Origin of the sequence: Streptomyces sp. NPDC085944, from assembly GCF_040686295.1 — a bacterium.
GTDB lineage: Bacteria > Actinomycetota > Actinomycetes > Streptomycetales > Streptomycetaceae > Streptomyces > Streptomyces salinarius.
On sequence record NZ_JBFBJX010000023.1, the window covers coordinates 80,867 to 107,288 of the forward strand.

Below are 26,422 nucleotides of genomic sequence, written 5' to 3' on the forward strand. Positions count from 1 at the left end.
TAAGATGATCAACGTGTCCGACCAGCACGTGCAGTACGCCCCAAGGTCCCTCATCGTCACGCTCTACGGCGCCTACGGCCGTTACGCGCCGGGCCCGGTGCCCGTCGCCGAGCTGATCCGGCTGCTGGCGGCGGTCGGGGTGGACGCGCCCTCCGTACGCTCGTCCGTGTCCCGGCTGAAGCGGCGCGGGCTGCTGCTGCCCGCCCGTACGGCCGAGGGCGCGGCCGGTTACGAGCTCTCCGCCGAGGCCCGCGAGTTGCTGGAGGACGGAGACCGGCGCGTCTACGCCACCGCACCCCGCGAGGACGAGGGCTGGGTGCTCGCCGTGTTCTCCGTGCCCGAGTCGGAGCGGCAGAAGCGGCACGTCCTGCGCTCGCGCCTGGCCGGGCTCGGCTTCGGCACCGCCGCCCCCGGCGTGTGGATCGCCCCGGCCCGGCTGTACGAGGAGACCCGGCACGCCCTGGGCCGCCTGGGCCTGGACTCCTACGTGGACTTCTTCCGCGGGGAGCACCTGGGCTTCACGCCGACCGCCGATGCGGTGGCCCGCTGGTGGGACCTGGCCGCGATCGCCAAGGAGCACGAGGCGTTCCTCGACCGGCACGCGCGCGTACTGCACGACTGGGAGCGCCGCGCGGACACCCCGCCCGAGGAGGCCTACCGCGACTACCTCCTCGCCCTGGACTCGTGGCGGCACCTGCCCTACACCGACCCGGGGCTGCCGGCCCGGCTGCTGCCCGGGGACTGGCCGGGCACGCGCTCGGCGGCCGTCTTCCGGGCCCTGCACGAGCGGCTGCGCGACGCGGGCGCCCGCTATGCGGACATGGGGCCCGCGACGGGATCAACTTCACTTTCCGGACAGTGACTTACGTCACATTCAAACGGGATCAGCGAACCTTCAGCCCTCTCAGACCCTCTTCTCAGGTTTCCCACCTACCGTGCGGAGGCATGAGTCTCGCGCGCAACTTGAACCGGGCCCTCACCGTCACCACCGGCCTCCAGGTACGGAGAGCACCCCGGGCGGCGAAGGGGAAGCAGGGGAAGAAGTCCGCCGCGGCCGAGCCCGCGGCACGGCAGGCGGCCGACTACCGATGTCCGCCGGCCGGGGAACTGGCGACCGAGCGCCTGCTGCGCCGCCCCGTCTTCATCATCTCGTCCATCCGTTCCGGCTCCACCCTGCTGCGCATGATGATGGGCGCCCATCCGCGGCTGCACGCCCCGCACGAGCTGCACATCGGCCGGCTGGAGGTCACCTGCACCAACTGGCACTCCGAGCGTGCGATGAGCGAACTCGGCCTGCTCCGCGGCGACCTGGAGCACCTGCTGTGGGACCGGGTCCTGCACCGCGACCTCACCAGGTCCGGCAAGGACCACGTGGTCGAGAAGACCCCGGCCAACGCGTACATGTACCGGCGCCTCAAGGACTGCTGGCCCGACGCGCGCTTCGTCTTCCTGCTGCGCCACCCCGAGTCGATCGCCCGTTCCTGGCACGAGAGCGACCCGGCGAAGCGCCCGCACGACACGGCCGTCACGGACGTGCTGCGCTACATGACGGCCGTCGAGGAGGCCCGCACGGCCGACGCCGACGGCTTCACCGTGCGCTACGAGGACATCACCGACGACCCCGAGCGCGAGATGCGCCGCCTGTGCGCGTACCTCGACGTCGACTACGCGCCGGCCATGCTGAACTACGGCAGGAAGAGCAGCGCCGAACTGGTCCGGGGCCTGGGCGACTGGCGCGAGAACATCCGCACCGGCACCGTGCAGCCCGGCCGCGCGCTGCCCCGACAGGACGAGATCACGGAGCGGCTGCGCCCGATGTGCGCGGCCTGGGGCTACACGTCCTGACGGGGGCCGTGCAGCGTCAGCCTCGGCTTGGGGGCGTCGGTGCGTCCGGTGCGCGGCGGTCGGCTGCCCGCCCGGTACGGCGCCGGCCAGACGGCGCCCGGCCCGTCGTAGCCCTGCTCGGCGGCGGCGTGCAGCGTCCAGTGCGGGTCGTAGAGGTGGGGGCGGGCCAGCGCGCACAGGTCGGTGCGTCCGGCCAGGATCAGCGAGTTGACGTCGTCCCAGGAGGAGATCGCGCCGACGGCGATCACCGGCACGCCCGCCTCGTGCCGGATGCGGTCGGCGTACGGCGTCTGGTACGACCGCCCGAACTCCGGGCGTTCACCGGACACGACCTGGCCCGTGGACACGTCGACGGCGTCGACGCCGTGCGCGGCGAAGGCGCGGGCGATCTCCACCGCCTCCTCGCCACTGGTGCCGCCCTCGGCCCAGTCGGTGGCGGAGATCCGCACGGTCATGGGCCGTTCCCCGGGCCACACCTCGCGTACGGCGTCGAAGACCTCCAGCGGGAAACGCAGCCGCTTCTCCAGTGAGCCGCCGTAGGCGTCGGTGCGGTGGTTGGTGAGCGGGGAGAGGAAACCGGAGAGCAGATAGCCGTGGGCGCAGTGCAGTTCGAGCAGGTCGAAGCCGGCCTGGGCGGCCCGTTCCGCGGCCGATCTGAACTGCCGACGTACGTCGGTGAGTTCGGCCCGGGACAGCTCGCGCGGAATCTGGCTGCCCGGCCGGTACGGCAGCGGGGAGGGGGCCACGAGGGGCCAGTTGCCGTCGGGCAGTGGTTCGTCCATGCCCTCCCACATCAGCCGGGTCGAGCCCTTGCGGCCGCTGTGGCCGAGCTGCACGCCGATCGCGGTGCCGGGTGCGCCGGCGTGCACGAAGTCGGTGACCCGCCGCCACGCCTCGCCCTGGCGGCCGGTGTAGAGGCCCGCGCAGCCGGGGGTGATGCGGCCCTCGGGGCTGACGCACACCATTTCGGTCATCACCAGGGCGGCCCCGCCCAGGGCCCTGGCCCCCAGGTGGACCAGGTGGAAGTCGCCGGGGACGCCGTCGGTGGCCGAGTACATGTCCATCGCGGAGACGACGACACGGTTGCGCAGGGTCAGGCCGCGCAGCCGGAACGGGGTGAACATCGGCGGTGTGCCGGGCGGGCAGCCGAACTCGCGCTCGACGGAGTCGGTGAAGCCGGCGTCGCGCAGCCGCAGATTCTCGTGGGTGACCCGGCGGCTGCGGGTGAGCAGGTTGAAGGCGAACTGGCGCGGTGGCTGGCCGAGGTACCGGGTCAGGTCCTCGAACCACTCCAGGCTGGCCCTGGCCGCCCGCTGCGTGGACGCGACGACGGGGCGCCGCTCCTCCTCGTAGGCGGCGAGTGCCTGCGGGAGGGTGGGCTGTTCCTCCAGGCAGGCGGCGAGCGCGAGGGCGTCCTCCACGGCGAGTTTGGTGCCGGAGCCGATGGAGAAGTGGGCGGTGTGGGCGGCGTCGCCGAGCAGGACGACGTTGCCGTGCGACCAGCGTTCGTTGACGACCGTGCGGAAGGTGGTCCACGCGGACTTGTTGGACCGCAGGGTGCGGCCGCCGAGGGCTTCGGTGAAGATCTCGGCGCAGCGGGCGGTGGATTCCGCCTCGTCGAGTTCGTCGAAGCCGGCCGCTCGCCAGACCTCCTCGCGCATCTCGACGATGACGGTGGAGGCGGCTTCGTTCCGCGGCCCGCAGGGCCTCGTTGAGGGGTGGTGGTCGGGCGACGGGCGGGAGTAGGGGTAGCCGTGGAGCTGCATCACGCCGTGCTCGGTCTCGGCGATCTCGAAGCGGAAGGCGTCGAAGGCGAAGTCGGCGGCGAGCCAGATGTAGCGGCAGCGGTGGGGCGTGAGCCGTGGCCGGAAGACGTCGCGGTACGCCTCGCGGGTGGTGCTGTGCACGCCGTCGGCGGCGACGACGAGGTCGTGGGTGCGCGCGAGGCGGTCCGGGGGCGGTGCCTCGGTGCGGAAGCGCAGGTCCACGCCGAGGTCGCGGCAGCGGTCGTGCAGGATTCCGAGGAGGCGGCGGCGGCCGAGGGCGGCGAAGCGGTGTCCTTTGGAGGTGTGGCGGGTGTTCCGGTGGACGATGTCGATGTCGTCCCAGCGGACGAAGTGGGCCCTCAGGGCCTCGTGGACGACGGGGTCGGCGTGTTCGATGCCGCCCAGGGTCTCGTCGGAGAGGACTACGCCGAAGCCGAAGGTGTCGTCGGGGGCGTTGCGCTCGTAGACGGTGATCTCGCGGTCGGGGGCGAGGCGTTTGAGGAGGGCGGCGGTGTAGAGGCCGCCGGGGCCGCCGCCGACGATCGCTACGCGGTGGGGGCGGTCCGGGTTGTCGCGCGACTGCGGGTACGTCGTGGCTGGTCGCGCGGTTCCCCGCGCCCCTGGGGCGACTGCCCTTCCCTGGGACGAGAGCATCCCTTACCTCCCTTGCCACTTCGGGGGGCGCTTCTCCGTGAAGGCGGCGTGGAACTCGGCGTAGTCCTCGCCGGTCATCAGCAGGGCCTGGGTCGAGGCGTCCAGTTCGACCGCCGCCGCCAGCGGCATGTCCAGTTCGGCCGTGAGGAGGGCCTTGGTCTGGGCGTGGGCCAGGGCCGGGCCGTCGGCCAGGCGGCGGGCCAGGGTGTGGGCGGCCTCGTCGGCGCGGCCCTCCTCGGTCAGTTCGCTGATCAGGCCGATGCGCTCGGCCTCGGGCGCGCGGACCGTGTCGCCGAGCATCAGCAGGCGGGTGGCGTGGCCGAGGCCGACCACGCGGGGCAGCAGGTACGCGGCGCCCATGTCGCCGCCGGAGAGGCCGACGCGGGTGAAGAGGAAGGCGAAGCGGGCGGAGGGGTCGGCGACGCGGAAGTCGGCGGCCAGGGCGAGGACGGCGCCCGCGCCCGCGGCGACGCCGTGCAGGGCGGCGATCACCGGGAACGGGCACTCCCGTACCGCCCGCACCACCTGGCCCGTCATCCGGTTGAAGTCGAGGAGCGTCGCGGCGTCCATGGACAGGGTGGCGCCGATGATCTCGTCCACGTCGCCGCCGGAGCAGAAGCCGCGCCCCTCGCCGGCCAGTACCAGGGCGCGCACGGATCGCCGGCGGGACAGCTCGGCGAGCAGGTCGCGCAGGTCGGCGTAGGCCTCGAAGGTGAGCGCGTTGAGCTTGTCGGGGCGGGCGAGGGTGACGGTGGCGACGCCGTCGGTGATCTCGACACGCAGGTGCCGCCAGTCGGGGGTGGGGGCGGCCGAGCCGGTGAAGGGACTCATGACACTCGAAGTTATCACTCATCCATGACTGTCGTCACGAGTGCGCGATAAGGCCCGGGGGGGGCGTCGGAGGCGTCCGTGTCGAGGGGCGAAGGTCCCGAGGGGTGCCCGTCGAACGGCTCTGTCGGGTGGCGCCGTACCATTCATAAGGTTGAAAGCAGGACAGGACGCCCCTGCTCCACGAAACGGACCCGCCGTGCACGATCACTCCCCCGTACCCGCCTCCTGGCGCATCGCGCTGCCGCACTCCGCCGCGGCCGTGCCGGTGGCGCGTGCGCTGGTGCGCAACGCCCTGGCCGAGCTGGAACACACGGCCGACGGGGACACCGCGGAGCTGCTCACGGCGGAGCTGGTCGCCAACGCCGTCGAGCACACCTCGGTGGGCCGGACCCCGATCGAGCTGGTGGTGGAGCTGCGGCCGACCGGCTGCCAGGTCGAGGTGCACGACCCGGACCCGGCGCCGCCCGCCGACCTCACCCGGCCGGACGTGGAGCCGCCGGACCCGTGGGGGGAGGGCGGGCGCGGTCTGTTGCTGATCCGCACCCTCAGCTCGTCCTGCGGCCACCGGCCCACCGGGGCGGGCAAGGCGGTCTGGTTCAGGCTTCCTGCGGTACCCGCTCAGCGTCGTCCGCGCTGACGGCGGACCGGGCCAGGCGGGAGTGGCGGCGGCCGTAGGCGCTGTAGACCAGCAGGCCCACCGCGAGGAACACCGCGAACTGCAGCCAGGTGGCGCCGCCCGTCTCGTACATCAGGTACAGGCAGAAGCCAACCCCGAGCAGGGGCGTCACCGGGTACAGCGGGACCCGGAAGGTGCGGGCGAGACCCGGTTCCCGCCGACGCAGGGTGATCACCGAGACATTGACGGCGGCCATCGTGGCGAGGGTGCCGATGGTGCACAGGTTGACCACCGCGTCGAGCGGGGCGAAGGCGGCCGGGAGGGCGAAGACCACACCGACGATCAGGGTGCCGGCGACGGGCGTCGAGGTGCGCGGGGAGACCTTCTCGAAAACCCGGGGGATCAGTCCGTCCCGCGACATCGACATCAGGATGCGGGTCTGGCCGTACATCACGGCGAGCACCACCGAGGCGATGGCGACGACCGCGCCGAAGGCGACCACGCCGCCGCCGATCGCGGAGCCGGTCACGTCGTCGACGACGTAGGAGAGCGCGGCGGGCCGGTTCCCGACCCGGTCGCCGCCCACGGCACCGATCGCGGCGACGGCGACCGCGCAGTACAGCAGCGTGACCAGGCCGATGCAGACCAGGATCGCGACGGGGATGTCCCGGCGGGGGTTCTTGGCCTCCTCACCGGCCGTGGTGATCGCGTCGAAGCCGATGTACGAGAAGAAGGCGGCCGTGGTGCCGGCGCCGATGCCGCCGAGGCCGGCCGGGGAGAACGGGGTGAGGTTGCCGTCCTTGAAGGCGTAGAAGCCGATGCCGCAGAAGGCGATCAGGACGGCCAGCTTGAGGACGGCCATGGCGGCCGTCGCGCGGGCGCTCTCCCGCACCCCGCGCACCAGCAGCACGCAGGCCAGGGCGATGACGATCACCGCGGGCAGGTTGACGGCGCCGCCGTCGCCGGGGCCCGCGGACAGGGCGTGCGGGAGCCGGAGGCCGAGGACGCTGTCGAGCAGTTCGTTGACGTACTGGCTCCAGCCGACCGCGACCGCCGAGACCGACACGCCGTACTCCAGGAGCAGGCACCAGCCGACGAGGAAGGCGGTGCGCTCGCCGAGCCCGGCGTAGGCGAAGGAGTACGAGGAGCCGGAGACCGGGATCGCGCCGCCCAGCTCGGCGAAGGAGAACGCGGTGAAGACGCAAGTGATCGCGGCCAGGACGAAGGAGACGACGACGGCCGGGCCGGCCTCGGCGACGGAGTCGGACAGGCCGACGAAGATGCCGGTGCCGACGATCGCGCCGACGCCGAAGCACACGAGCTGGAACAGCCCCATCGTGCGCTTGAGGCCGTGGCCTTCGCGGTCGGCGCCGGATTCGGCGACCAGCAGGTGGGGGGACTTGACGCGGGAAGCGGGCATTGCGGGTGGTGCTCGTTTCTGGTGGTGCGGGGTCGCGACGGTGGTCGCGGCCGGCGGCGCCGGAAGGGGTGGCTCCGGAACCGCCGGTCAGCATAGGTCCTGGTCGGGCGGGCTGTGACGAAGAAGTCAGGCGAGGGTGGCCACGAGGACGGCCTTGATGGTGTGCAGCCGGTTCTCCGCCTCGTCGAAGACCACGGAGTGCTCCGACTCGAAGACCTCGTCCGTGACCTCCAGGGAGTCGAGCCCGTGGGCCTCGAAGATCTCCCGGCCGACCTTGGTCCCCAGGTCGTGGAAGGCGGGCAGGCAGTGCAGGAACCGGACGTCCGGGTTGCCGGTGGCACGCAGGACGTCCATGGTCACGGCGTAGGGCGCGAGGGCCTTGATCCGCTCGGCCCACACCTCCTTGGGCTCGCCCATGGAGACCCAGACGTCGGTGACGACGAAGTCGGCGCCGCGCACCCCCTCGGCCACGGTCTCGGTGAGGGTGATGCGCGCCCCGCTGGTCTCGGCGAGCGCGTTCGCCCGGTCGACGACCTCCTGGGCGGGCCAGTAGGACTTCGGGGCGACGATGCGCACGTCCATGCCGAGCAGGGCGCCGGTGACCAGGTAGGAGTTGCCCATGTTGAAGCGGGCGTCGCCGAGGTAGGCCAAGGTGATCTCCCGCAGGGGGCGGTCGCTGTGCTCGGTCATGGTGAGGACGTCGGCGAGCATCTGGGTGGGGTGCCAGTCGTCGGTCAGGCCGTTGTAGACGGGGACGCCCGAGAAGGCCGCCAGCTCCTCGACCTTGGCCTGGCTGTCACCGCGGTACTCGATGCCGTCGAACATCCGCCCCAGCACGCGCGCGGTGTCCCTCACGGACTCCTTGTGGCCGATCTGCGAGCCGGCCGGGTCCAGGTACGTGGTCGAGGCGCCCTGGTCGGCGGCGGCGACCTCGAACGCGCAGCGGGTGCGGGTCGAGGTCTTCTCGAAGATCAGCGCGATGTTCTTGCCGGTGAGGTACCGCGTCTCGGTCCCGGCCCGCTTGGCGGCCTTCAGTTCCGCGGCCAGCTCGACCAGGCCGCAGAACTCCTCCTCGGTGACATCGAGCTCCTTGAGGAAGTGGCGGCCGGCGAGGGCGGTCGGGACTGTCGCCATGGGGCACTCCAGAGGTGCGGGGTCGGGGACTGACTTCTGGAAGTCTATACGAACTTCTGAATTTATATACAGAAGCCCCCTTCCCGCCCCGCTACACGGCCGCCCGCTCCACCGGGCAGCTCATGCAGCGCGGCCCGCCCCGGCCCCGGCCCAGTTCGCTGCCCGGGATCTCGATCACCTCGATGCCCTGTTTGCGCAGGTGGGTGTTTGTGGTGGCGTTGCGTTCGTAGGCGACGACGACGCCCGGTTCGACGGCCAGGACGTTGCAGCCGTCGTCCCACTGCTCGCGCTCGGCGGCGTGGACGTCCTGGGTGGCGGTGAGGACCCGGATCTCGCCGAGCCCGAGGGCGGCGGCCATCGCGCGGTGCATGTGCTCCGGCGGGTGGTCGGTGACCTTCAGGTCCTTCTCCCCGGCGCCCGGCTCGATGGTGTACGAGCGGAGCATGCCGAGCCCGGCGTACTGGGTGAAGGTGTCGCCGTCGACCATCGTCATCACCGTGTCCAGGTGCATGAAGGCGCGCCGCTTCGGCATGTCGAGAGCCACGATGGTCCGGGCCGACCCGGCGGCGAACAGCTTGTGGGCGAGCATCTCGACGGCCTGGGGCGTGGTGCGCTCGCTCATGCCGATGAGCACGGCGCCGTTGCCGATGACCAGGACGTCGCCGCCCTCGATGGTGGAGGGGTAGTCGGCCTGCCCCTCGGACCAGAGGTGGAAGGTCTCGTCGCGGAAGAGCGGGTGGTGCCGGTAGATCGCCTCGAAGTGCACCGTCTCGCGCTGCCGGGCGGGCCAGCGCATGGCGTTGATCGACACGCCGTCGTAGATCCAGGCCGAGGTGTCCCGGGTGAAGAGGTGGTTGGGCAGCGGGCCGAGCAGGAAGTCGTCCAGTTCCATCGCGTGGAAGCGCACGGAGGTCGGCTCCGGGTGCGCCTCCAGGAATTCCCGCTTGGTCATGCCGCCGACCAGCCACTCGGCCAGTTCGTGGGCGGGCAGGGTCTCGAAGGCGGCCCGGAGGTGGTCCGTGGCCAGCACTCCGTACTCCTTCTCGTCGAAGACCCGGTCCAGGACGAGCCGCCGCGCGGCCGGCACGTCCAGGGTCTCGGTGAGCAGGTCACCGAAGAGGTGCACCGCCACCCCGCGGTCGCGGAGCACGTCGGCGAACCCGTCGTGCTCGGCGCGCGCCCGGCGCACCCACAGCACGTCGTCGAAGAGAAGGGCGTCCTTGTTGCTGGGGGTGAGCCTTTTGAGCTCGAGATCCGGCCGGTGCAGGATGACGCGGGCGAGCCGCCCGGCTTCGGAGTCGACATGGAATCCCATGTCTCCATCCTGACCACTCGGACGCGGGTTCACCCCCTGCTTTCCCGGGTCCGTGACCACAGTGCGCCCTCCGGGTGCCCCATGCGACGCCGGGGTGCCCCCGGCGGCGCCGCGTAAGGCCTGGCGACGGCCGAAGCACCCGGCCGCGCGTCAGGGGGGAGACCCGTTGAACTCCGGTATCGCTTCCAGTCCCGATGCGTCGAGTGCCGACGCGCTGAGTCCGGACGCGTTGATCACCCGTTTCGTCGGGGCGTCGGCGCTGATCCTGGTGGCCGCCCACAGCGGCGGGTGGCTGGCCCGGCGGCTCGGGCAGCCGTACATCGTGGGCCAGTTGGCGACGGGCATCGCGCTCGGCCCCTCGCTGCTCGGCAGCACGGTCCCGACGGTGTACGCGGCCCTGTTCCCGGCGGCGATCGGCCCGGCGCTGACCGCTCTCGCGCAGTTCTCGCTGGTGGTGTTCCTGTTCGCGGTGGGCTACGAACTGGACCTGAAGGTGCTCGGCGTCCGGGCGCGCAGCTCGGTGACCGTGGCACCGGCCTCGTTCGCGGTGCCGATGGCCGGGGGCAGCGGCTGCGCGCTGCTGTTCCGGGGCACGCTGCACGACCTGGGCATGCCCCGGGACCTCTCCCCCGCCATGGTGGTCTTCGCCGGGGTCGCCCTGGCCACTACGGCGGTACCGGTGCTGACGGCCATCGTGCGCGAGAACGGGCTGTCCCGCACGGTCCCCGGGGTGCTGGCCGTCTCCGCCGCCGGGGTGCTGGACGCGCTCTGCTGGACCGTGCTGGCGGGCGTCCTGCTGAACGCGGGCGGCGGAGGAGGGGGACTCGGCCGGCCGTGGCGAGCGGGGCTCACCGTCGGCTACGTCGTCCTGATGGCGTGCGCGGCCCGGCCGCTGCTGCGCCTGCTGCTGTGGCGCACCCGCCTGGAGCCCTCGCTGCGGATGGCGTTGCTCATCGGTTTCGCGCTCGGCTCGGCGTGGGTCACGCACGCGCTGGGGCTGCACGTGATCTTCGGCGCGCTGCTCGCCGGTGTGGCCGTCCCCCGGGAGAGGGGCGGCACGCTCGACCCCGATCTGCTGCGGCCGCCGCTGTCCGTGGCCTCGTTGCTGCTGCCGTTCTTCTTCGTGCTCTCGGGCCGGTCCGTGGCCCTGGACAACAAGACCGGCACGGGCTGGGCCGCCCTGTCGGTGGTGACGCTGCTCGCGGTCACGACGAAGGTCGGCAGCGGGACGGTGGCGGCCGGCCTGGGCGGCCTCGACCGGCACGACGCGCGGACCGTCGGCATCCTGCTCAACACCCGGGGGCTGACCGAGCTGATCGCCCTCGACGCGGGCCTGGACGCCGGCCTGCTGAGCGCCCCGCTCCACACGGTCCTCGTCTTCATGGCCCTCGCCACGACGCTGCTGGCCCAGCCGCTCCTGCGGCTGAACGCCCGGATCGCCACGCGCGAACGCCGGCCGGAGTCGGCCCGGTCCACGGCGGTGAAGCCGTACGCCGGGCGACACCGGCAGGCGCACGCCCCACCGCCGGGGCCGGGTCACCGGACCACGGAGGTCACAGCCGCGGGTCCACCGGCTCCGACTCCAGGGCCAGCACCCCGAACACCGCCTCGTGCACGCGCCACAGCGGCTCGCCGTCCGCGAGCCGGTCCAGGGCCTCCAGGCCGAGGGCGTACTCGCGGATCGCCAGGGACCGCTTGTGGTTCAGGAAGCGCTTGCGCAGGCGCGCGAGGCGGTCGGGGCGGGTGTACTCGGGGCCGTAGATGATGCGCAGGTACTCCCGGCCGCGGCACTTGATGCCGGGCTGTACCAGGCGGCCCTTCCCGTCCCGGACGAGGGCGCCGATCGGCTTGACCACCATGCCCTCGCCGCCTCGGCCGGTCATCTCCAGCCACCAGTCGACACCCGCCGCCACCGACTCGGGGTCGCCCGTGTCGACGTACAGCCTTCGGGTGGTCCGCAGCAGGCCGCTGCCGTCGTGCTCGACGATCCGGTCGATGAGGGCGAGCTGCTCGTCGTGCGGCAGTGCGGCCAGGCTGCGGCCCTGGACGGCGAGGATCTGGAACGGGGCCAGGCGTACGCCGTCCAGGCCGTCGGTCGGCCAGCAGTAGCGGCGGTAGGCGTCGGTGAAGGCGGCCGCGTCGGCAGACCGGCCGCGCTGACGGTCGAGAAGGTCCTTCACTTCGACGCCGCGCGCCGCGGCGCCCTCCAGGGCGGCCAGCACGCCCGGGAACACCGCGCCGGAGGCGGCGCCCACGGCGGCGTACTGGGAGCGCAGCAGCCCGGCGGCCTTGAGCGACCACGGCATCAGCTCGGTGTCCAGCAGCAGCCAGTCGGTGGCCAGTTCGTCCCACAGACCGGCCTCCCCGATCGCGGTACGCAGCCGGTCGAGGATCTCCTCGGTGACGGACGCGTCGTCGAGGAAGGGGCGGCCGGTACGGGTGTAGAGGGACCCGGTGGGGCCGTCCACACCGAAGCGGGAGCGGGCCGCGTCCGCGTCGCGGCAGACCAGGACCACCGCCCGGGAGCCCATGTGCTTCTCCTCGCACACCACCCGGGCGACGCCGTCCGACGCGTACTGCGCGAAAGCCTCCTTGGGGTGCTCCAGGTAGCCGTCCACGCCCGAGGTGGCGGTCGGTGCCATGGTCGGCGGAAGGTACGGCAGCAGGCGGGGGTCGGTGGCGAAGCGGCTCATGACCTCCAGGGCGGCCGCCCCGTTCTCCTCGCGCACGGTGATCCGCCCGGCGTGCCGGGTCTCCACCACCCGGCGGCCCTGGACGTCGGCCAGGTCCAGCGGGCGGCCGTCGTGGCCGCCGGGCGCCTCGGTGCGCAGCGGCTTGGCCGGCTCGTACCAGACCCGCTCGGCCGGAACGTCGACGATCTCCCGCTCCGGCCAGCGCAGCGCGGTGAGCCTGCCGCCGAAGACGGCGCCGGTGTCCAGGCAGATGGTGTTGTTCAGCCAGGTGGCCTCCGGGACCGGGGTGTGGCCGTAGACGACGGCCGCGCGACCCCGGTAGTCCTCGGCCCACGGATAGCGCACCGGCAGGCCGAACTCGTCGGTCTCGCCGGTGGTGTCGCCGTACAGGGCGTGGCTGCGGACCCGGCCGGAGGTGCGGCCGTGGTACTTCTCGGGCAGACCGGCGTGGCAGACCACCAGTCGGCCGCCGTCGAGGACGTAGTGGCTGACCAGGCCGTCGATGAAGTCCCGTACCTCGGCGCGGAACTCCTCGCTCTCCCCCTCCATCTGCTCGATCGTCTCGGCGAGTCCATGGGTGTGCTGGACCTTGCGGCCCTTCAGGAAGCGGCCGTACTTGTTCTCGTGGTTGCCGGGCACGCACAGGGCGTTGCCCGACTTGACCATGGACATCACGCGGCGCAGCACGCGGGGGCTGTCCGGGCCGCGGTCGACGAGGTCGCCGACGAAGACGGCGGTGCGGCCCTCGGGGTGGACGCCGTCGGTGTAGCCGAGCTTGCCGAGCAGGGTCTCCAGCTCGACGGCGCAGCCGTGGATGTCGCCGACGATGTCGAAGGGGCCGGTGAGGTGCGTGAGGTCGTTGAACCGCTTCTCGGTGACGACGGTGGCGTGCTCCACCTCCGCGACGCCGCGCAGCACGTGCACCTTGCGGAAGCCCTCGCGCTCCAGGTGGCGCAGGGAGCGGCTCAGTTCGCGGGTGTGGCGCTGGACGACCCGGCGGGGCATGTCGGCGCGGTCGGTGCGGCCGGCGTTGCGATCGGCGCAGACCTGCTCGGGCACGTCGAGCACGACGGCGATGGGCAGCACGTCGTGCTTCCTGGCCAGGTCGATCAGCTGACGGCGGGCGTCCTGCTGCACGTTGGTCGCGTCGACGACGGTGCGGCGGCCGGCGGCGAGCCGCTTGCCCGCGATGTAGTGCAGGACGTCGAAGGCGTCGCGGCTGGCGCTCTGGTCGTTCTCGTCGTCGGCGACCAGGCCCCGGCAGAAGTCGGAGGAGATGACCTCGGTCGGCTTGAAGTGGCGCCGGGCGAAGGTGGACTTGCCGGAGCCGGAGGCGCCGATCAGCACGACGAGGGAGAGGTCGGTGACGGGCAGGGCGCGGGCCCGCACGGGGGTTTCCGCGGTGGTGCCGGTGGTGTCCTCGGTGCTCATGCGGCCTTCGCCTCCCTCTCGGTCGCGGTCGTGGTGGTGGGCAGGGTGAACAGGGCCAGCTGGGTGGGCGGGCCCACCTCGGGGTCGTCGGGTCCGACCGGGCGGAACTCCACGTCGTATCCGTGCCGCTCGGCGACCGTCCGCGCCCAGGTGCGGAACTCCTCGCGGGTCCACTCGAAGCGGTGGTCGCGGTGGCGGACGTGTCCGGCGGGCAGGCTCTCCCAGCGCACGTTGTACTCGACGTTGGGGGTGGTGACGACGACGGTGCGCGGGCGGGCCGAGCCGAAGACGGCGTACTCCAGCGCGGGCAGCCTCGGCAGGTCGAGGTGCTCGATCACCTCGCTGAGCACGGCGGCGTCGTACCCCTTCAGGCGCTTGTCGGTGTAGGAGAGGGAGCCCTGGAGGAGCTGGACGCGTGCGGCCTGCCGCTCGCCCATGCGGTCGAGCTTCAGTCGCCGGGAGGCGATGGTGAGCGCACGCACCGACACGTCCACGCCGAGGATCTCGGTGAACCGCGGTTCCTTGAGCAGCTCGCGCACCAGCTGCCCCTCGCCGCAGCCGAGGTCCAGGACGCGGGCGGCGGCGCTCTCGCGCAGCGCGGTGAGGATGGCCTCGCGGCGCCGCACGGCGAGCGGGGTCGGCTTCTCCTCGTGCTCGGCCTCCGCCTCAACCGCGTTGTCGATCTCCTCGACCTCGCTGTCGTCGGTCTCGGCCAGCCGGAGCAGCTCCAGCCGCTCCATCGCCTCGCGGGTCAGGGACCAGCGGCGGGACAGGTAGCGGTTGGTGATCAGCTTGACCTCGGGGTGGTAGTAAAGCCAGGCACCGCCGGCCCGCAACAGCTTGGCGACCTCGTCCTGGGAGACCCAGTAGTGCTTGGCGTCGTCGAGCACCGGGAGGAGGACGTACAGATGGCGCAGGGCGTCGGAGAGGGTGAGGGTCTCGGACTCCAGCACGAGCCGGACGTAGCGCGAGTCGCCCCACTCGGGGAACTCGGTGTCCAGCGGGACCGCCTCGACGGCGACCGCCCAGCCGAGCGGCTCGAACAGGCGCCGTACCAGGTCGGGACCGCCGCGGGCGGGCAGCGCCGGGATCTCGATCCGCAGTGGGAGTGGCCGGGCGGCGCGCTCGGGGCGGGCCTTGCACACGCCGCGCATGGCGCTGGAGAAGACGTTGCTCAGCGCGACGGCGAGCAGCGACGAGGCCGCGTAAGGGCGGTCGTTGACGTACTGCGCGAGGGCGGCGTCGGGGGCGCCGCCGCGGCCCTTGCCCTTGCCGCGCCTGACCAGCGCCGCCGGATCGACCTCCAGCAGCAGCGCCGCCGTGCAGCGCTGTTCCTCCGCCTCGGGGTAGAGCACGTGGGCCGTGCCGAAGGAGGTGGAGAACGCCTGCGCCTTCCCGGGATGCTTGTGCAGCAGGAAACCGAGGTCGGTCGCGGGGTGCTCGGGGGTGCCGGTGGTGGTGACGGTCAGGAACATGGGCCTCTCCGGCCGGGTCGACGGTGCAACGGACGACTGCTGACGCCGTACGCGCGGGAGCCCCCGGGGCGGTACCCCGAGGGCTCCGGCAAAGCGACGGTCATACGATCGCACAGGGCGGGTGACCGGCGCCTTCGGTTATTCGGCCGTGCGGCGGGGACGGTTCAGGAGAGCTGCGACTGGACCCGGGAGGAGATCAGCTCCAGGTGGTCCAGGTCGTCGAGGTCGAGGATCTGGAGGTAGATCCGCTGAGCGCCGGCCTCGGCGTAGCGGCCGATCTTCTCGACGACCTCGGCCGGGGAGCCCGCGAGGCCGTTGGCCTTCAGCTCCTCGACCTCGCGGCCGATGACGGCGGCGCGGCGGGCGACCTCGGCGTCGTCCTTGCCGACACAGGCGACGAGGGCGTTGGAGTAGGTGAGCGCGTCGGCCGCACGGCCGGCCGCCTCGGCGGCGGCCCGTACCCGGCCGAACTGGCGCTCGGTGTCCTCGATGGAGGCGAACGGCATGTTGAACTCGTCGGCGTACTGGCCGGCCAGCCGCGGGGTGCGGGTGGCGCCGTGACCGCCGATGAGCACGGGCACCTTGGCCTGCGCGGGCTTGGGCAGCGCGGGCGAGTCGGTGAGGTCGTAGAACTTGCCGTGGAAGTCGAAGGTCTTGCCGGTCTCGGTGGCCCACAGGCCGGTGACGATGGCCAGCTGCTCCTCCAGGCGGCCGATCTTCTCCTTCGGGAAGGGGATGCCGTAGGCCTTGTGCTCCTCCTCGAACCAGCCGGCGCCCAGGCCCAGCTCGACGCGGCCGCCGGACATCTGGTCGACCTGGGCGACCTGGATGGCGAGGACGCCGGGCAGCCGGAAGGTGCCGGCGGTCATCAGGGTGCCGAGGCGGATGCGCTTGGTCTCCCGGGCGAGGCCGGCGAGGGTGATCCAGGCGTCGGTGGGGCCGGGGAGGCCGTCCACGGCCCCCATGCGGAGGTAGTGATCGCTGCGGAAGAAGGCGTCGAAGCCGAGGTCCTCGGTGGCCTTGGCCACGGTGAGCAAGGTGTCGTAGGTGGCCCCCTGCTGGGGCTCGGTGAAGATACGGAGATCCATGTCGTCCATCCTGCCCGCTGGGCGCGGGTGTCGGGCACAGGCTCCGGTCGCGACGCGCGGGACGCCGGGGACGCTAGCCGGCCTCCCGCCGCGGTAAGTGCGCGTCGCGGTCCGCCAGTTTGCGCAGCATCTCCAGGACCCGGTCCCGTGACTCGTCGGCCGCGTCGATGGCCTCCATGCACTGCCAGTACGTCGCCTCGTCGTCGGCGGCGCAGGCGACGCCCACGAGGGCGATACCGGTCTCGCCGAGCAGGGTGCCCAGGCGCATCAGGGCCTGCCGGGCGTCGCCCAGTTCGGTGAGCTGGGCGGCGCGCAGCTCACCCGGGGGCAGCACCGGAGTGCCCAGCACCCCGCAGCCCCGGCCCGCCAGCTCGGTCAGTCCGATGGCCTCGCCCCGCAGTTCCGGTGGTCCGTACACCGCCAGCCGGCTGCCGATCGCCTGGGCGAGGGCCTGCACCTGCCACACCTCCGCCAAGACCTCCGGCACCTCGCCGCCGGCGGCCAGGGCACGCCCACTCGTCACGATGAGCCGCACAGCGTCCATGCGCTGCCCCCGTCTTTTCCGACGCGCGCGCGGCGCGTCCTCCCGAACTCCGTTGTCCACTACCCAGAGTGAAGGTGTGTGGGGCGAAAAGCTAGAGGAAGGCGGAAATCTTCGGACACCACATCGATTTCTGGCCTGATCCCGACTGCGGAGAGTGATAACGGAGTCGTTGACTCCTCCCGGTTGACCCTTCGCTTCAGCCTCCCGGTTCAGCCTTTCGGTCCCCTCACCTCGGGGGGTGCGCCGGGCACGGGGAACCGGGTCTCGTTCCGCTCGATCTTCGCCTCCAGCGCGGCCAGCGGGTCGACGCCGAGCACCTCGCAGAACTGGAGGAGGTACGCCAGGACGTCGGCGACCTCGTCCCGGACCCGGTGGGCGGTGTCCGGGACGGTCATCACACGGGCCGACTGCTCCGGCGTCAACCATTGGAAGATCTCCAGGAGTTCGGAGGCCTCCACGCTGAGGGCCGCGGCCAGGTTCTTGGGGGTGTGGTACGGCTGCCAGTCGCGGGCGGCGGCGAACTCGGCCAGCCTGCGCCGCAGGGCCGGAAGGTCACGGGGATGATCGGTCACGGCTCCAGGTGTACCACCGTGACGCCGCCCGGCCCGCCGTCCGCTCCCGCCGCCCCCGCGGCACCGACCGCCTCCGCCGCCCACGAGGCGTCGGCGACCGCTCCGACGAAGCGGATGTGCCCCCGGTCGCACATCCGGGCGGCCAGCCGGAGCAGTTCGGCGCGCTGGTCCACGTCCAGCCCGCGGTCGAAGCCGTCGGCGAGGACGGTGAGCGTCTGCAGGGCGGCGGGCACCTCACCGGCCGGGTCGATCTCCAGTACACCGGGGCCGGTGAACAGCACGAGCGCGAGGGCGAGGTAGCGCAGTTCGCCGTAGCCGAGGCGGGCGAGGCCGGTGCGGGTGCCGTCGCCCCGGTCGACCAGCGCGCGGACCACGCCGCCGACGTCCGGTTCGGCCAGGACGTCGGCGACGGGGCCCGCGCATCCGGCGCGTACCGCCGCGACGAACTGCGCGTGCCGCCGGCCGCACTCGGCGCGGGTGCGCCACAGGACGTCGGCGAGGTTGTCGCAGCCGCCGAGCAGGCGCCCCGAGCCGGTGGGCACGGGCTCGCGCATCCGGCCCGGCCGCGGATCGCAGGCGAAGGCGGAGCGCAGCGCGACCACCATCTGCTCGGCCGCCGCCAGCACCCTGCGCTGCCCCTCCGTCTTGCCGGCCACCCGCAGCGGCAGCAGCGGGGTGCCGAGCCGGTCGTCCGGCAGGGGTGCGCGGGTCACGGGCGCCGACCCTGCGGTGTGCCAGGCCGCCTGCACGGCACGGCGGCTCGGGTCGCGCAGGGCCGTCTCGAGGAGCACGACGCCGTCCGCCGACAGCCGCTCCCCCACGATGCGCAGCTCGGGCTCGGCCTGCACGGCGACGTCCAGGTGCACCGGTCCCTCGGCACCGTCGGCCGTGCAGCCGATACGAAAGCCCCGGCGAAGCTGGGCGTCGGGCCGGGCCCGCTCGGGCACGCAGGCACCGGGGTCCGGGAACACCGCGCCGAGTTCCGCGCCGCCGCCGAGCCGGGCCAGGGCGTCGTAGGCCCGGAGCGCGCTGGTCTTGCCGCTGCCGCTGGGCCCGGCGAGCAGGGTGAGCGGCCCGAGCCGCAGCACGGAGCGCCGGTGCCCGGCGAAGGCGGCCAGCCTCAACTGGGTGACGCGGGGCCGGTCGGGAAGCGCCACGCCGGACGCCGGCGACGCGGCGGACCCGGGTGATTCCGAGGACGTCGAGGACGGGGAGGTCCCGGGTGGGCCGGAGGACGCCGGCGACGCGGCGGACCGGGGTAATCCGGGCGATTCCGGTGACGTTGAGGACGCAGGTGACGTTGACGCTGCCATATGCGGACCGTAGGACTCCGCCGGACGGCGAACCGTTTTGCCCGGACGGCTTTCCTACGATCGGGGGACCGGCCGGTCAGAACCGGGGCGTCCCCTCACTCCCCGGGGACCCGGGGCCGTCACATCCCGGGGACCCCCACCGCGCCCTCCATCAGCCCGTTCACCTCGGTCCCCGCCGGGGTCAGCAGGAAGACGTTCCGGTCGACCCGGTGCATCCCGCTGGCCAGGCCGAAGACGACGCCGGTACTGAAGTCCAGGACGCGCTTGGCGACCTCGCCCTCGGCGCTGGTCAGGTCCAGGAGGACCGGGATGCCCGCCATCAGGGTCTCGGCGACCTCACGGGCGTCCGCGAACACATTGACCCGCAGCACGACGAACCGGCGGCGCCGCTCCGTCTCCGCCTCAGGCATCGCCCGGTGACCGACCGCCGACGGCCAGGCGTCCCGCCCGCGCAGGGGAACGACCTGGGCGAGCCCTTCCCACTGTTCATCGGTGACGTCGTGGCTGTTCACCGGCTCCCCCCGATTCCACTCGCCTTCATTGCGTGCACCAGCCAATTCTTACGCCAAGTCACCCGTTCGGCCCAACAGCGACACGGTTGGCGACGCTCCGTGTCCGGTGATTGCCCGGCGCCGGGCGGGGTACTCAGCGACACGCCGTCGTGTCCGGGCGGGTGCCGCCGGCGCGCCGGAGGTCGTACACCGCCACACGGAGGAGTGCCCATGGGTGCGCTGGATCTGCCCGAGCCCGTCACGCGGGAAGGGGCACCGCCGCCGGTCGACACCGACGGGCTGCGGGCCGCCCTGTGCGAGCGGGTGGACGGTGAGATCCGCTTCGACGCCGGGAGCCGGGCCGCGTACTCCACGGACGCCTCGAACTTCCGGCAGACCCCCATCGGCGTGGTCGTCCCGCGCACCCCTGAGGCCGGGGCCGAAGCGGTGGCCGTGGCACGGGAGTTCGGCGCGCCCGTGCTCTCGCGCGGCGGCGGGACGAGCCTGGCCGGGCAGTGCACCAACGCGGGCGTGGTCCTCGACTGGTCCAAGTACTGCACACGGGTGGAGTCGGTGGACCCCGACGCCCGCACCTGCGTCGTCCAGCCCGGGATCGTGCTCGACGACCTCAACCGGCAGCTCGCGCCGTACGGCCTGCGGTACGGGCCCGAGCCCGCCACGCACCCCAACTGCACCATCGGCGGCATGATCGGCAACAACTCGTGCGGTGCCACGGCGCAGGCGCACGGCAAAGTCGTCGACAACATCGCCCGCCTGGAGGTGCTGCTGTACGACGGCACCCGCTTCTGGTGCGGGGAGACCGGCGACGAGGAGTACGCCGAGATCGAGCGGCAGGGCGATCTGCGGGCCACCGTGTACCGGCGGCTGCGCGCGCTGCGCGACACCTACGGGGACGAGGTCCGCCGCCGCTTCCCGGACATCCCGCGCCGGGTCTCCGGCTACAACCTGGACTCGCTGCTGCCGGAGCACGGCTTCGACGTGGCCGGACTCCTGGTGGGCAGCGAGTCGACGCTGGTCACCGTCCTGCGGGCGGAGCTGGAACTGGTGCCGGTGGTGAAGAAGCGCTCCCTGTTGGTGCTGGGGTTCGACAGCATCGACAAGGCCGCCGACGCGGTGCCCGAGATCCTGCCGCACGAGCCGATCGCGCTGGAGGGCGTCGACGCCCGGCTGGTCCGCGACGAGCGGATCAAGCACCTGAACGAGAAGACGCTGGCCGAGATGCCCGAGGGCAACGCCTACCTGATGGTGCAGTTCGGAGGAGACACCGTCGAGGAGGCCGACGCGCAGGCGCACCGGATGCTGGAGGCGGTGCACCGCTCGGAGCACGACGCCGACTGCGCGTTCCTGGACGACCCGGGGCACGAGCGGGACCTGTGGCAGGTGCGCGAGGCCGGGCTCGGCGCCACCGCGCACATCCCGGGCAGGCCCGACACCTTCGAGGGCTGGGAGGACTCGGCGGTCTCACCCGACCGGCTGGGCGACTATCTGCGGCGGCTGCGGGCCCTGTTCGAGGAGTTCGGGTACCTGAGCGACACCGGTCCGAGCCTGTACGGCCACTTCGGGCAGGGGTGCGTGCACACCCGCATCCCCTTCGACCTCTACACGGCGGACGGGGTGGCGACGTACCGGCGGTTCATGGAGCGGGCGGCCGATCTGGTCGTCGAGTTCGGCGGCTCGCTCTCCGGTGAGCACGGGGACGGGCAGAGCCGGGGCGAGCTGCTGTCGCGGATGGTCGGGGACCGGCTCGTCGAGGCGTTCGGGCGGCTCAAGGCCGTCTTCGACCCGCTGGACCGGATGAACCCGGGAAAAATCGTCGCGCCGTACGGACTGGACGAGAATCTGCGCCTGGGCAGCGGCTGGGCCCCGTTCGAGCCCCGCGACCTGCACTTCGGGTTCCCGCACGACGGTGGTTCGTTCTCGCAGGCCGCCAACCGCTGCGTCGGCGTCGGGAAATGCCGGCAGCACACCAGCGACGGCACGGTGATGTGCCCGTCGTACCAGGTGACCCGGGAGGAGGAGCACTCGACGCGGGGGCGGGCCCGGCTGCTGTTCGAGATGCTCGACGGGCACGGCGACGGCGCGATCCGGGACGGCTGGCGTTCGGAGGCGGTCAAGGACGCCCTCGATCTGTGTCTGGCCTGCAAGGGCTGCAAGAAGGACTGTCCGGCGGACGTGGACATGGCCACGTACAAGGCGGAGTTCCTGTCCCACCACTACGCGGGCCGGCCGTGGCGCAGGCCGCGCTCGGACTGGTCGATGGGCTGGCTGCCCGCGCTCGCGCAGGTGGTGGGCCGCACCCGGCTGGGGCCGGTCGTCAACGCGCTCACGCACGCCCCGCTGCTGTCGAAGGCCGCGGTGCTGGTGGCGGGGGTGGCGGACCGGGAGGTGCCGCTGTTCGCGGAGCGGACCTTCGAGCAGTGGTTCGCGGACCACGAGCCGGAGGGCGACGGGCATCGCGGCTCCGTGCTGCTGTGGCCGGACACGTTCACCAACCACTTCCACCCGCACATCGGCCGGGCGGCGGTACGGGTCCTCGAACACGCGGGCTGGCGGGTGGAGTTGCCGCACGAGCCGCTGTGCTGCGGGCTGACCTGGATCTCCACCGGACAGCTCGGCACGGCGGAGAGGGTCCTCACCCGCACCGTGCGGGCCCTGGCCGAGCGCGTCCGGTCGGGCGGCCTGGTCGTGGCGCTGGAGCCGAGCTGCACGGCCGTGTTCCGGGCGGACGCGGGCGAGCTGTTCCCCGGCGACCAGGACGTACGCCGGCTGGCCGAGCAGACGGTGACGCTCTCGGAGCTGCTCACCGAGCACTCCCCCGGCTACGAACCGCCGCGGGTGCCCGAGCGGTCCGCGCGTGCGCTGGCCCAGGTGCACTGCCACCAGCACGCGGTACTGGGCTGGGAGGCCGACCGGGAGCTGCTGCGCCGGGCCGGGGTGGACGCCCAGCGGCTGGACTCCGGCTGCTGCGGGCTGGCCGGTAACTTCGGTTTCGAGCGCGGGCATCTGGACGTGAGCGAGGCGTGCGCGGAGCGGGTGCTACTGCCCCGGCTGCGGGAGGAGGACGAGTCGACCGTCGTCCTCGCGGACGGGTTCAGCTGCCGCACCCAGATCCACGAGTTCGACAGCGGCGGCCACGAGGGTGTGCACCTGGCGGAGTTGCTGGCCTCGGCCCTGCCGGGCGGCCCTGCGGCCGACCCCGAGGTCCCGGGCAGCGCGTACGGCACCGCGCCGGGTGCCCGTCCGCAGGATCCGAGCCGCCGGGCCCGGGTTCTGGCCCTCGCGGGCACGGCTGCGGCCGCGGTGGGCACCGCGGGGGCGGCGGCGGTGCTGGCCCGGAGCCTGCGCCGCCACTGAGCGGGCGCGGGGGGCGACAAGCCCAGGTGGTTCAGCCCGTGTCCGGGAGCCCACGTGGACGAACTCCCCGGGCGCGGGGGCGGTCACCGCCGCGGACGCGGGGTGACCGCCGTGTGCCGGGGGTGCCGGGCGTGCCCGGGGCGATCGCCGGGGGCGCGGGGTGATCGACGGGGGCGCGGGGTCTCAGACGCGGGAGGAACTCTCCTGGCGCCGGGCCAGGGCCCAGATCACGAACACGTCGATCGCCATCATGATCACGGACCAGACGGGCGAGTACGGCAGGAACAGGAACTGGGCGATCAGGCTCAGCGAGGCCAGGACGATGCCCGCCATCCGCGCCCAGGCCATGTCCTTGAGCAGCCCGTACCCGGTGATGAACACGAGGGCGCCCAGGACGACGTGGAGGATCCCCCAGCCGGTGAGGTTCATTTCGTAGACGTAGGTGCCGATACGGGCGTACACGTCGTCCTCGGCGATGGCCGCGATGCCCTGCAGGACGGCGAGGGCGCCGTTCAGCAGCAGCAGTACGCCCGCGAAGACGACACCGCCGGTCACCCAGCCGTCGGCGCGGTCGCCCGGGCGCTGGGCCCAGTTGGCGTCGCCGCCGTGGGACGGCCGGCCGGGAGAGGGTTCGGCGTGCTGGCTCATGAGCGGAGTCCTTTCTGTGTCCCCCGTACGGGGCAGCTGCCCACTGGTGCCGACGGCACCGACAGGTCTGTTAGAGCCTGCGGGCGACCGCGCTCCCCGGCCACGTGGGTCCGCCGGACGGGTGAACCGCCCGCGGGCGTACGCATGCGGTCGTTCGCGGACTCGCGTTGACTGAAGCCATCCGCTGCCACGGGTGACGCGAAGGCCCGGGGCGGAACAAGGAGGGCGTGTGACGAGTCGGCCGCTGCCCCGGCGGGGCCCGCTGTCCGGGCGCGGGCCCCGCGCACGGGTTCCGTGACCGCGTCGGCGAACGCCGCCCCGGACCGGGCGGAGCAGTCGCTGCGGGAGACCCTGCTCAGCCCCGGCTACGGGCGGCTGCTGCTGCTGTGCGTGCTGCTCGGCGTTCCCATCGCGCTGGCCTGCTTCTTCTTCGTCGGGCTCCAGCACGAGTTGCAGCACTGGGTGTGGACCTCGCTGCCCGAGGCGGCCGGTTACGACACCCCGCCCTGGTGGTGGCCGCTGCCCGCGCTGGTCCTGGCCGGGCTGATCCTGGCGCCGATCGTGACCCGGATGCCGGGCGGCGGCGGCCATCTGCCGGTGAACGGTCTGGGCGGCGCGCCCGTCGGCCCCCGGGCCCTGCCCGGCGCGGTGCTCGCCGCGCTGGCCACGCTGCCGCTCGGCGTCGTACTGGGCCCGGAGGCCCCGCTCATGGCGGTCGGCAGCGGGCTCGCCCTGCTGGCGCTGCGGCGGGCGGGCGGCGACGCGGACCAGCGGGCGAGCGCGATCCTCGCCACGGCCGGCTCCACCGCCGCGATCTCCACCATCCTCGGCGGCCCGATCGCGGCGGCGGTCCTGCTCATCGAGGGGGCGGGGCTCGCCGGGACGCAGCTGGTCGCACTGCTGCTGCCCTGTCTGCTGGCCAGCGCGACGGGCGCCCTGGTCTTCACCGGCTTCGGGCAGTGGACGGGGCTGAAGATCGGCGCGCTGGCCCTGCCCGAGCTGCCGCCGCAGGCCGGTCCGGACGCGGGCGACTTCCTGTGGGGCCTTCCCACGGCCGCCCTGATCGCCGTACTGGTCACGCTGGCCCGCGGGCTGGGCCGCCGCACGGTCACCTGGACCCGGCACCGCACGGCGGCCCGCACCGTCGCCTGCGCCACCGCGGTCGGCGTCTGTGTCGCCGCGTACGCGCTGATCACGGGCCGTTCCCCGGCCGAGGCCGCGCTGTCCGGGCAGGCCACCCTCGCCGAGCTCGCCGCCCACCCGCACGCCTGGTCCGTGGGGGCGCTCGTCGCGCTGGTCGCGTGCAAGGGACTGGCCTGGGGCATCGCACTGGGCGCCCTGCGCGGCGGCCCGATCTTCCCGTCCGTGCTGCTGGGCGCGGCGGCCGCCCTGGCCTTTTCCGGACTGCCCGGCTTCGGCGCGACCCCGGCCCTCGCTCTCGGCATCTCCGCCGCGGCGGCCGCGGTGACGGGGCTGCCGCTGGCCAGCGCGGTCCTGGCGGCGCTGCTGATGGGGCGGGACGCCCACGACCAGATGCCGCTGATCGTCATGGCCTCGGTCGTCGCCTTCGTCGTCGCCCAGATGGTGCGCCGGGACGGGCCGGAGGCGGGCAGGACGACGGGCGGAGCGCCGGCGACGGGAGCGGCGGAACGGTGACCGGCGCGACGGGCCCCGAAGACCCCGGCCCCACGGACCGGACGGACCCCGCGGACCCCGCGGACGGAACGGCCGGCCGGGGCGCCCGCCGCCTTACCGGCTGGGACGCCGTGCGGTCCTGGCTCGTGCGGGTCGGGATCGCGGCCGCCGTGGTCGTCGCCTACTTCCTGCTCCCCCTCGACAACCTGGGGCCGCAACGCCCCGTGCTGAGCTGGGTGCTGTTCGCCGTCCTGCTGACCGTCGTGGCCGTGCTGCTGCTCCGGCAGATCCGGCACGTGCTCCTCAACCGTCCGGACAGCCGGCCCGGCGTGGTCATCTCCCTGCTGATCGTCCTGTCCGTGCACGTCTTCTCGGCCACGTACTACGCCATGGCCAAGTCGCCGGGCGAGTTCAGCGGGCTGCACACCAAGATCGACGCCCTGTACTTCACCGTGGTGACGCTCGCGACCGTCGGCTACGGGGACATCCACCCGCAGGGCCAGGTCGCGCGGGTCGTGACCGTCCTGCAGATCACCTACAGCTTCGTCTTCCTCACGGCCGCCGCCACCGCGCTGACCACCCGACTGCGGGACATGGTGGTCCGACGGCCCGAGCGGGGCCGCTCGCGCCGAGACGGGCCTTGAAACTGCCGCCGCGTCACCTCCTGGCCTCGGTCGCACACGCGTGCAGGAGCCCGGAGGAACCCATGACCCACACGACCGGCGGCACCCGGCGCATCGGCGAACTCGCGCGGGAGACCGGGCTGAGCGTCCGCGCCCTGCGTTACTACGACCGGCTCGGGCTGCTCACCCCGTCCGCCCGCAGCGAGGGCGGCCACCGCTGCTACGACGCCCACGACGTCCGGCGCCTGCACCGGGTCCTGGCGCTGCGCAGCTTCGGGCTCCCCCTGGCGCAGATCCGCGCGGCGCTGGACGCCGAGCCGGACCACGATCCGGCGGAGCTGATCCGGCGCCAGCTCGACGTCGTCGAGGAGCGGCTGCGGCAGACCGCCGAGCTGCGGCTGAGGCTGCTCGGCGCGCTGAGCGCGCTGGACGCCGCCGCCGACGGCTCGACCGAGGCCTATCTGGACGTGATCGAGGAGATGACCGCCGTGGAACGCCCCCTGACACCGGAAGAGGTCGCCCGCCTGGGCGAGGCGCGCCGCCGCTGGGCCGAGTCGCTCGGCGAGGAGGAGCTGCGTGCCCTGCACCACAGGCGTGCGGAGATCTTCGCCACGACGGGCGAGGACGAGAGGCGGCTGATGTCCGAGCGGCGGCACCGGGCGTTTCCGCAGCCCTGAGGCCTGTGGGGCGGACCGGTGGGGTGCCCGTCCGGCCCGAGGCCCGCTTGTGCCCGCCCCCGTGGGAGCACTACTGTCGCCACGCCTTGGTGAACGGGAAATCCGGTGTGATGCCGGTGCGGCCCTCGCCACTGTGAATCGGGAAGTCCGGCTCCGGCCCTGGGGCCTGTCGTCACATTCCCGTCCTCCCCCCCGCGGCGCCGGGCGGTTGATTACAACACCACCCCCACCACCCCCCATCACACACCAAGAACCCCAAAATCCCCCCCACAAAAG

Annotated in this window: 20 protein-coding genes, 1 pseudogene and 1 riboswitch; of the genes and pseudogenes, 8 read left to right on the plus strand and 13 right to left on the minus strand. The window is 73.0% G+C overall.

Annotated elements, in window-relative coordinates; genetic code table 11:
- Positions 1–4: 4 nt before the first annotated feature.
- Both AB0P07_RS32710 and AB0P07_RS32715 read left to right on the plus strand, forming a co-directional pair.
- Positions 5–862: a PaaX family transcriptional regulator C-terminal domain-containing protein gene (locus tag AB0P07_RS32710; protein ID WP_365557014.1), complete on the plus strand. Its 858-nt coding sequence runs from the start codon at positions 5–7 to the stop codon at positions 860–862.
- An 83-nt stretch (positions 863–945) separates the two neighbouring features.
- Positions 946–1,845, plus strand: coding sequence for a sulfotransferase (locus AB0P07_RS32715; RefSeq protein WP_365557017.1), 900 nt, complete (start codon positions 946–948; stop codon positions 1,843–1,845).
- On the opposite strand, the gene AB0P07_RS32720 is transcribed toward AB0P07_RS32715, so the two are convergent.
- Positions 1,833–4,265 carry a bifunctional salicylyl-CoA 5-hydroxylase/oxidoreductase gene (locus AB0P07_RS32720; protein ID WP_365557020.1) on the minus strand — a complete coding sequence of 811 codons (2,433 nt, stop codon included), beginning with the start codon at positions 4,263–4,265 and terminating at the stop codon, positions 1,833–1,835. The two genes, AB0P07_RS32715 and AB0P07_RS32720, sit on opposite strands and share 13 nt — an antisense overlap.
- Positions 4,266–4,268: 3 nt before the next feature.
- A complete protein-coding gene (locus AB0P07_RS32725) occupies positions 4,269–5,096 on the minus strand; it encodes an enoyl-CoA hydratase family protein (RefSeq protein ID WP_365557023.1) in 828 nt (275 codons plus the stop codon).
- A 196-nt stretch (positions 5,097–5,292) separates the two neighbouring features.
- Between AB0P07_RS32725 and AB0P07_RS32730 the strand changes: the two genes are divergently transcribed.
- Positions 5,293–5,733 (plus strand): ATP-binding protein, encoded by a 441-nt coding sequence (locus AB0P07_RS32730; protein ID WP_365557026.1) that lies wholly within the window; start codon positions 5,293–5,295, stop codon positions 5,731–5,733.
- Here AB0P07_RS32730 and AB0P07_RS32735 read toward each other — a convergent pair.
- The 3 genes from AB0P07_RS32735 to AB0P07_RS32745 form a co-directional block, all read right to left on the minus strand.
- On the minus strand, positions 5,693–7,132 hold the full coding sequence (locus AB0P07_RS32735) for an amino acid permease (RefSeq protein ID WP_365557029.1): 1,440 nt from the start codon (positions 7,130–7,132) through the stop codon (positions 5,693–5,695). The genes AB0P07_RS32730 and AB0P07_RS32735 overlap by 41 nt on opposite strands.
- Before the next feature lie 126 nt (positions 7,133–7,258).
- The gene (gene argF, locus AB0P07_RS32740) at positions 7,259–8,266 is read right to left on the minus strand and encodes an ornithine carbamoyltransferase (RefSeq protein ID WP_365557032.1); all 1,008 of its coding nucleotides are present in this window, start codon (positions 8,264–8,266) and stop codon (positions 7,259–7,261) included.
- A 91-nt stretch (positions 8,267–8,357) separates the two neighbouring features.
- Entirely contained in the window at positions 8,358–9,581 is a 1,224-nt protein-coding gene (locus AB0P07_RS32745) for an arginine deiminase (RefSeq protein ID WP_365557035.1), read from the minus strand.
- Between the two features lie 268 nt (positions 9,582–9,849).
- On the opposite strand from AB0P07_RS32745, the pseudogene AB0P07_RS32750 reads away from it, so the two are divergent.
- Positions 9,850–10,980 (plus strand): annotated as a pseudogene (locus AB0P07_RS32750) (cation:proton antiporter); the annotation flags it as partial.
- A 154-nt stretch (positions 10,981–11,134) separates the two neighbouring features.
- On the opposite strand, the gene AB0P07_RS32755 reads toward AB0P07_RS32750, so the two are convergent.
- From AB0P07_RS32755 to AB0P07_RS32785, 7 genes are all read right to left on the minus strand, one after another.
- Complete coding sequence (locus AB0P07_RS32755) at positions 11,135–13,705, minus strand: polynucleotide kinase-phosphatase (RefSeq protein WP_365557037.1); 2,571 nt, start codon at positions 13,703–13,705, stop codon at positions 11,135–11,137.
- The gene (locus tag AB0P07_RS32760; protein ID WP_365557039.1) at positions 13,702–15,180 is read right to left on the minus strand and encodes a 3' terminal RNA ribose 2'-O-methyltransferase Hen1; all 1,479 of its coding nucleotides are present in this window, start codon (positions 15,178–15,180) and stop codon (positions 13,702–13,704) included. The genes AB0P07_RS32755 and AB0P07_RS32760 overlap by 4 nt, the downstream gene beginning before the upstream one ends.
- Before the next feature lie 164 nt (positions 15,181–15,344).
- Positions 15,345–16,268, minus strand: a complete 924-nt coding sequence (locus tag AB0P07_RS32765) for an LLM class F420-dependent oxidoreductase (protein ID WP_365557041.1) — start codon at positions 16,266–16,268, stop codon at positions 15,345–15,347.
- A gap of 73 nt (positions 16,269–16,341) precedes the next feature.
- Entirely contained in the window at positions 16,342–16,812 is a 471-nt protein-coding gene (locus tag AB0P07_RS32770) for a DUF6099 family protein (protein ID WP_365557044.1), read from the minus strand.
- A gap of 209 nt (positions 16,813–17,021) precedes the next feature.
- Positions 17,022–17,384: a nucleotide pyrophosphohydrolase gene (locus tag AB0P07_RS32775; protein WP_365557046.1), complete on the minus strand. Its 363-nt coding sequence runs from the start codon at positions 17,382–17,384 to the stop codon at positions 17,022–17,024.
- Complete coding sequence (locus AB0P07_RS32780) at positions 17,381–18,697, minus strand: ATP-binding protein (protein WP_365557049.1); 1,317 nt, start codon at positions 18,695–18,697, stop codon at positions 17,381–17,383. The genes AB0P07_RS32775 and AB0P07_RS32780 overlap by 4 nt, the downstream gene beginning before the upstream one ends.
- 119 nt (positions 18,698–18,816) lie before the next feature.
- On the minus strand, positions 18,817–19,209 hold the full coding sequence (locus tag AB0P07_RS32785; RefSeq protein WP_164412024.1) for a cell division protein SepF: 393 nt from the start codon (positions 19,207–19,209) through the stop codon (positions 18,817–18,819).
- A 210-nt stretch (positions 19,210–19,419) separates the two neighbouring features.
- Here AB0P07_RS32785 and AB0P07_RS32790 point away from each other — a divergent pair, with 210 nt between their 5' ends.
- Positions 19,420–22,563 carry an FAD-binding and (Fe-S)-binding domain-containing protein gene (locus AB0P07_RS32790; RefSeq protein WP_365557052.1) on the plus strand — a complete coding sequence of 1,048 codons (3,144 nt, stop codon included), beginning with the start codon at positions 19,420–19,422 and terminating at the stop codon, positions 22,561–22,563.
- Between the two features lie 183 nt (positions 22,564–22,746).
- Here the strand turns inward: AB0P07_RS32790 and AB0P07_RS32795 are convergent, their stop codons facing one another.
- A complete protein-coding gene (locus AB0P07_RS32795; protein ID WP_365557055.1) occupies positions 22,747–23,211 on the minus strand; it encodes a hypothetical protein in 465 nt (154 codons plus the stop codon).
- A gap of 294 nt (positions 23,212–23,505) precedes the next feature.
- On the opposite strand from AB0P07_RS32795, the gene AB0P07_RS32800 reads away from it, so the two are divergent.
- From AB0P07_RS32800 to AB0P07_RS32810, 3 genes are all read left to right on the plus strand, one after another.
- Positions 23,506–24,867, plus strand: a complete 1,362-nt coding sequence (locus tag AB0P07_RS32800) for a chloride channel protein (protein WP_365557057.1) — start codon at positions 23,506–23,508, stop codon at positions 24,865–24,867.
- A 110-nt stretch (positions 24,868–24,977) separates the two neighbouring features.
- On the plus strand, positions 24,978–25,490 hold the full coding sequence (locus AB0P07_RS32805; protein ID WP_365557069.1) for a potassium channel family protein: 513 nt from the start codon (positions 24,978–24,980) through the stop codon (positions 25,488–25,490).
- Positions 25,491–25,552: 62 nt separating this feature from the next.
- Complete coding sequence (locus AB0P07_RS32810; RefSeq protein WP_365557059.1) at positions 25,553–26,146, plus strand: MerR family transcriptional regulator; 594 nt, start codon at positions 25,553–25,555, stop codon at positions 26,144–26,146.
- 48 nt (positions 26,147–26,194) lie between these two features.
- Positions 26,195–26,317: riboswitch (cobalamin riboswitch) on the plus strand.
- Positions 26,318–26,422 lie beyond the last annotated feature (105 nt).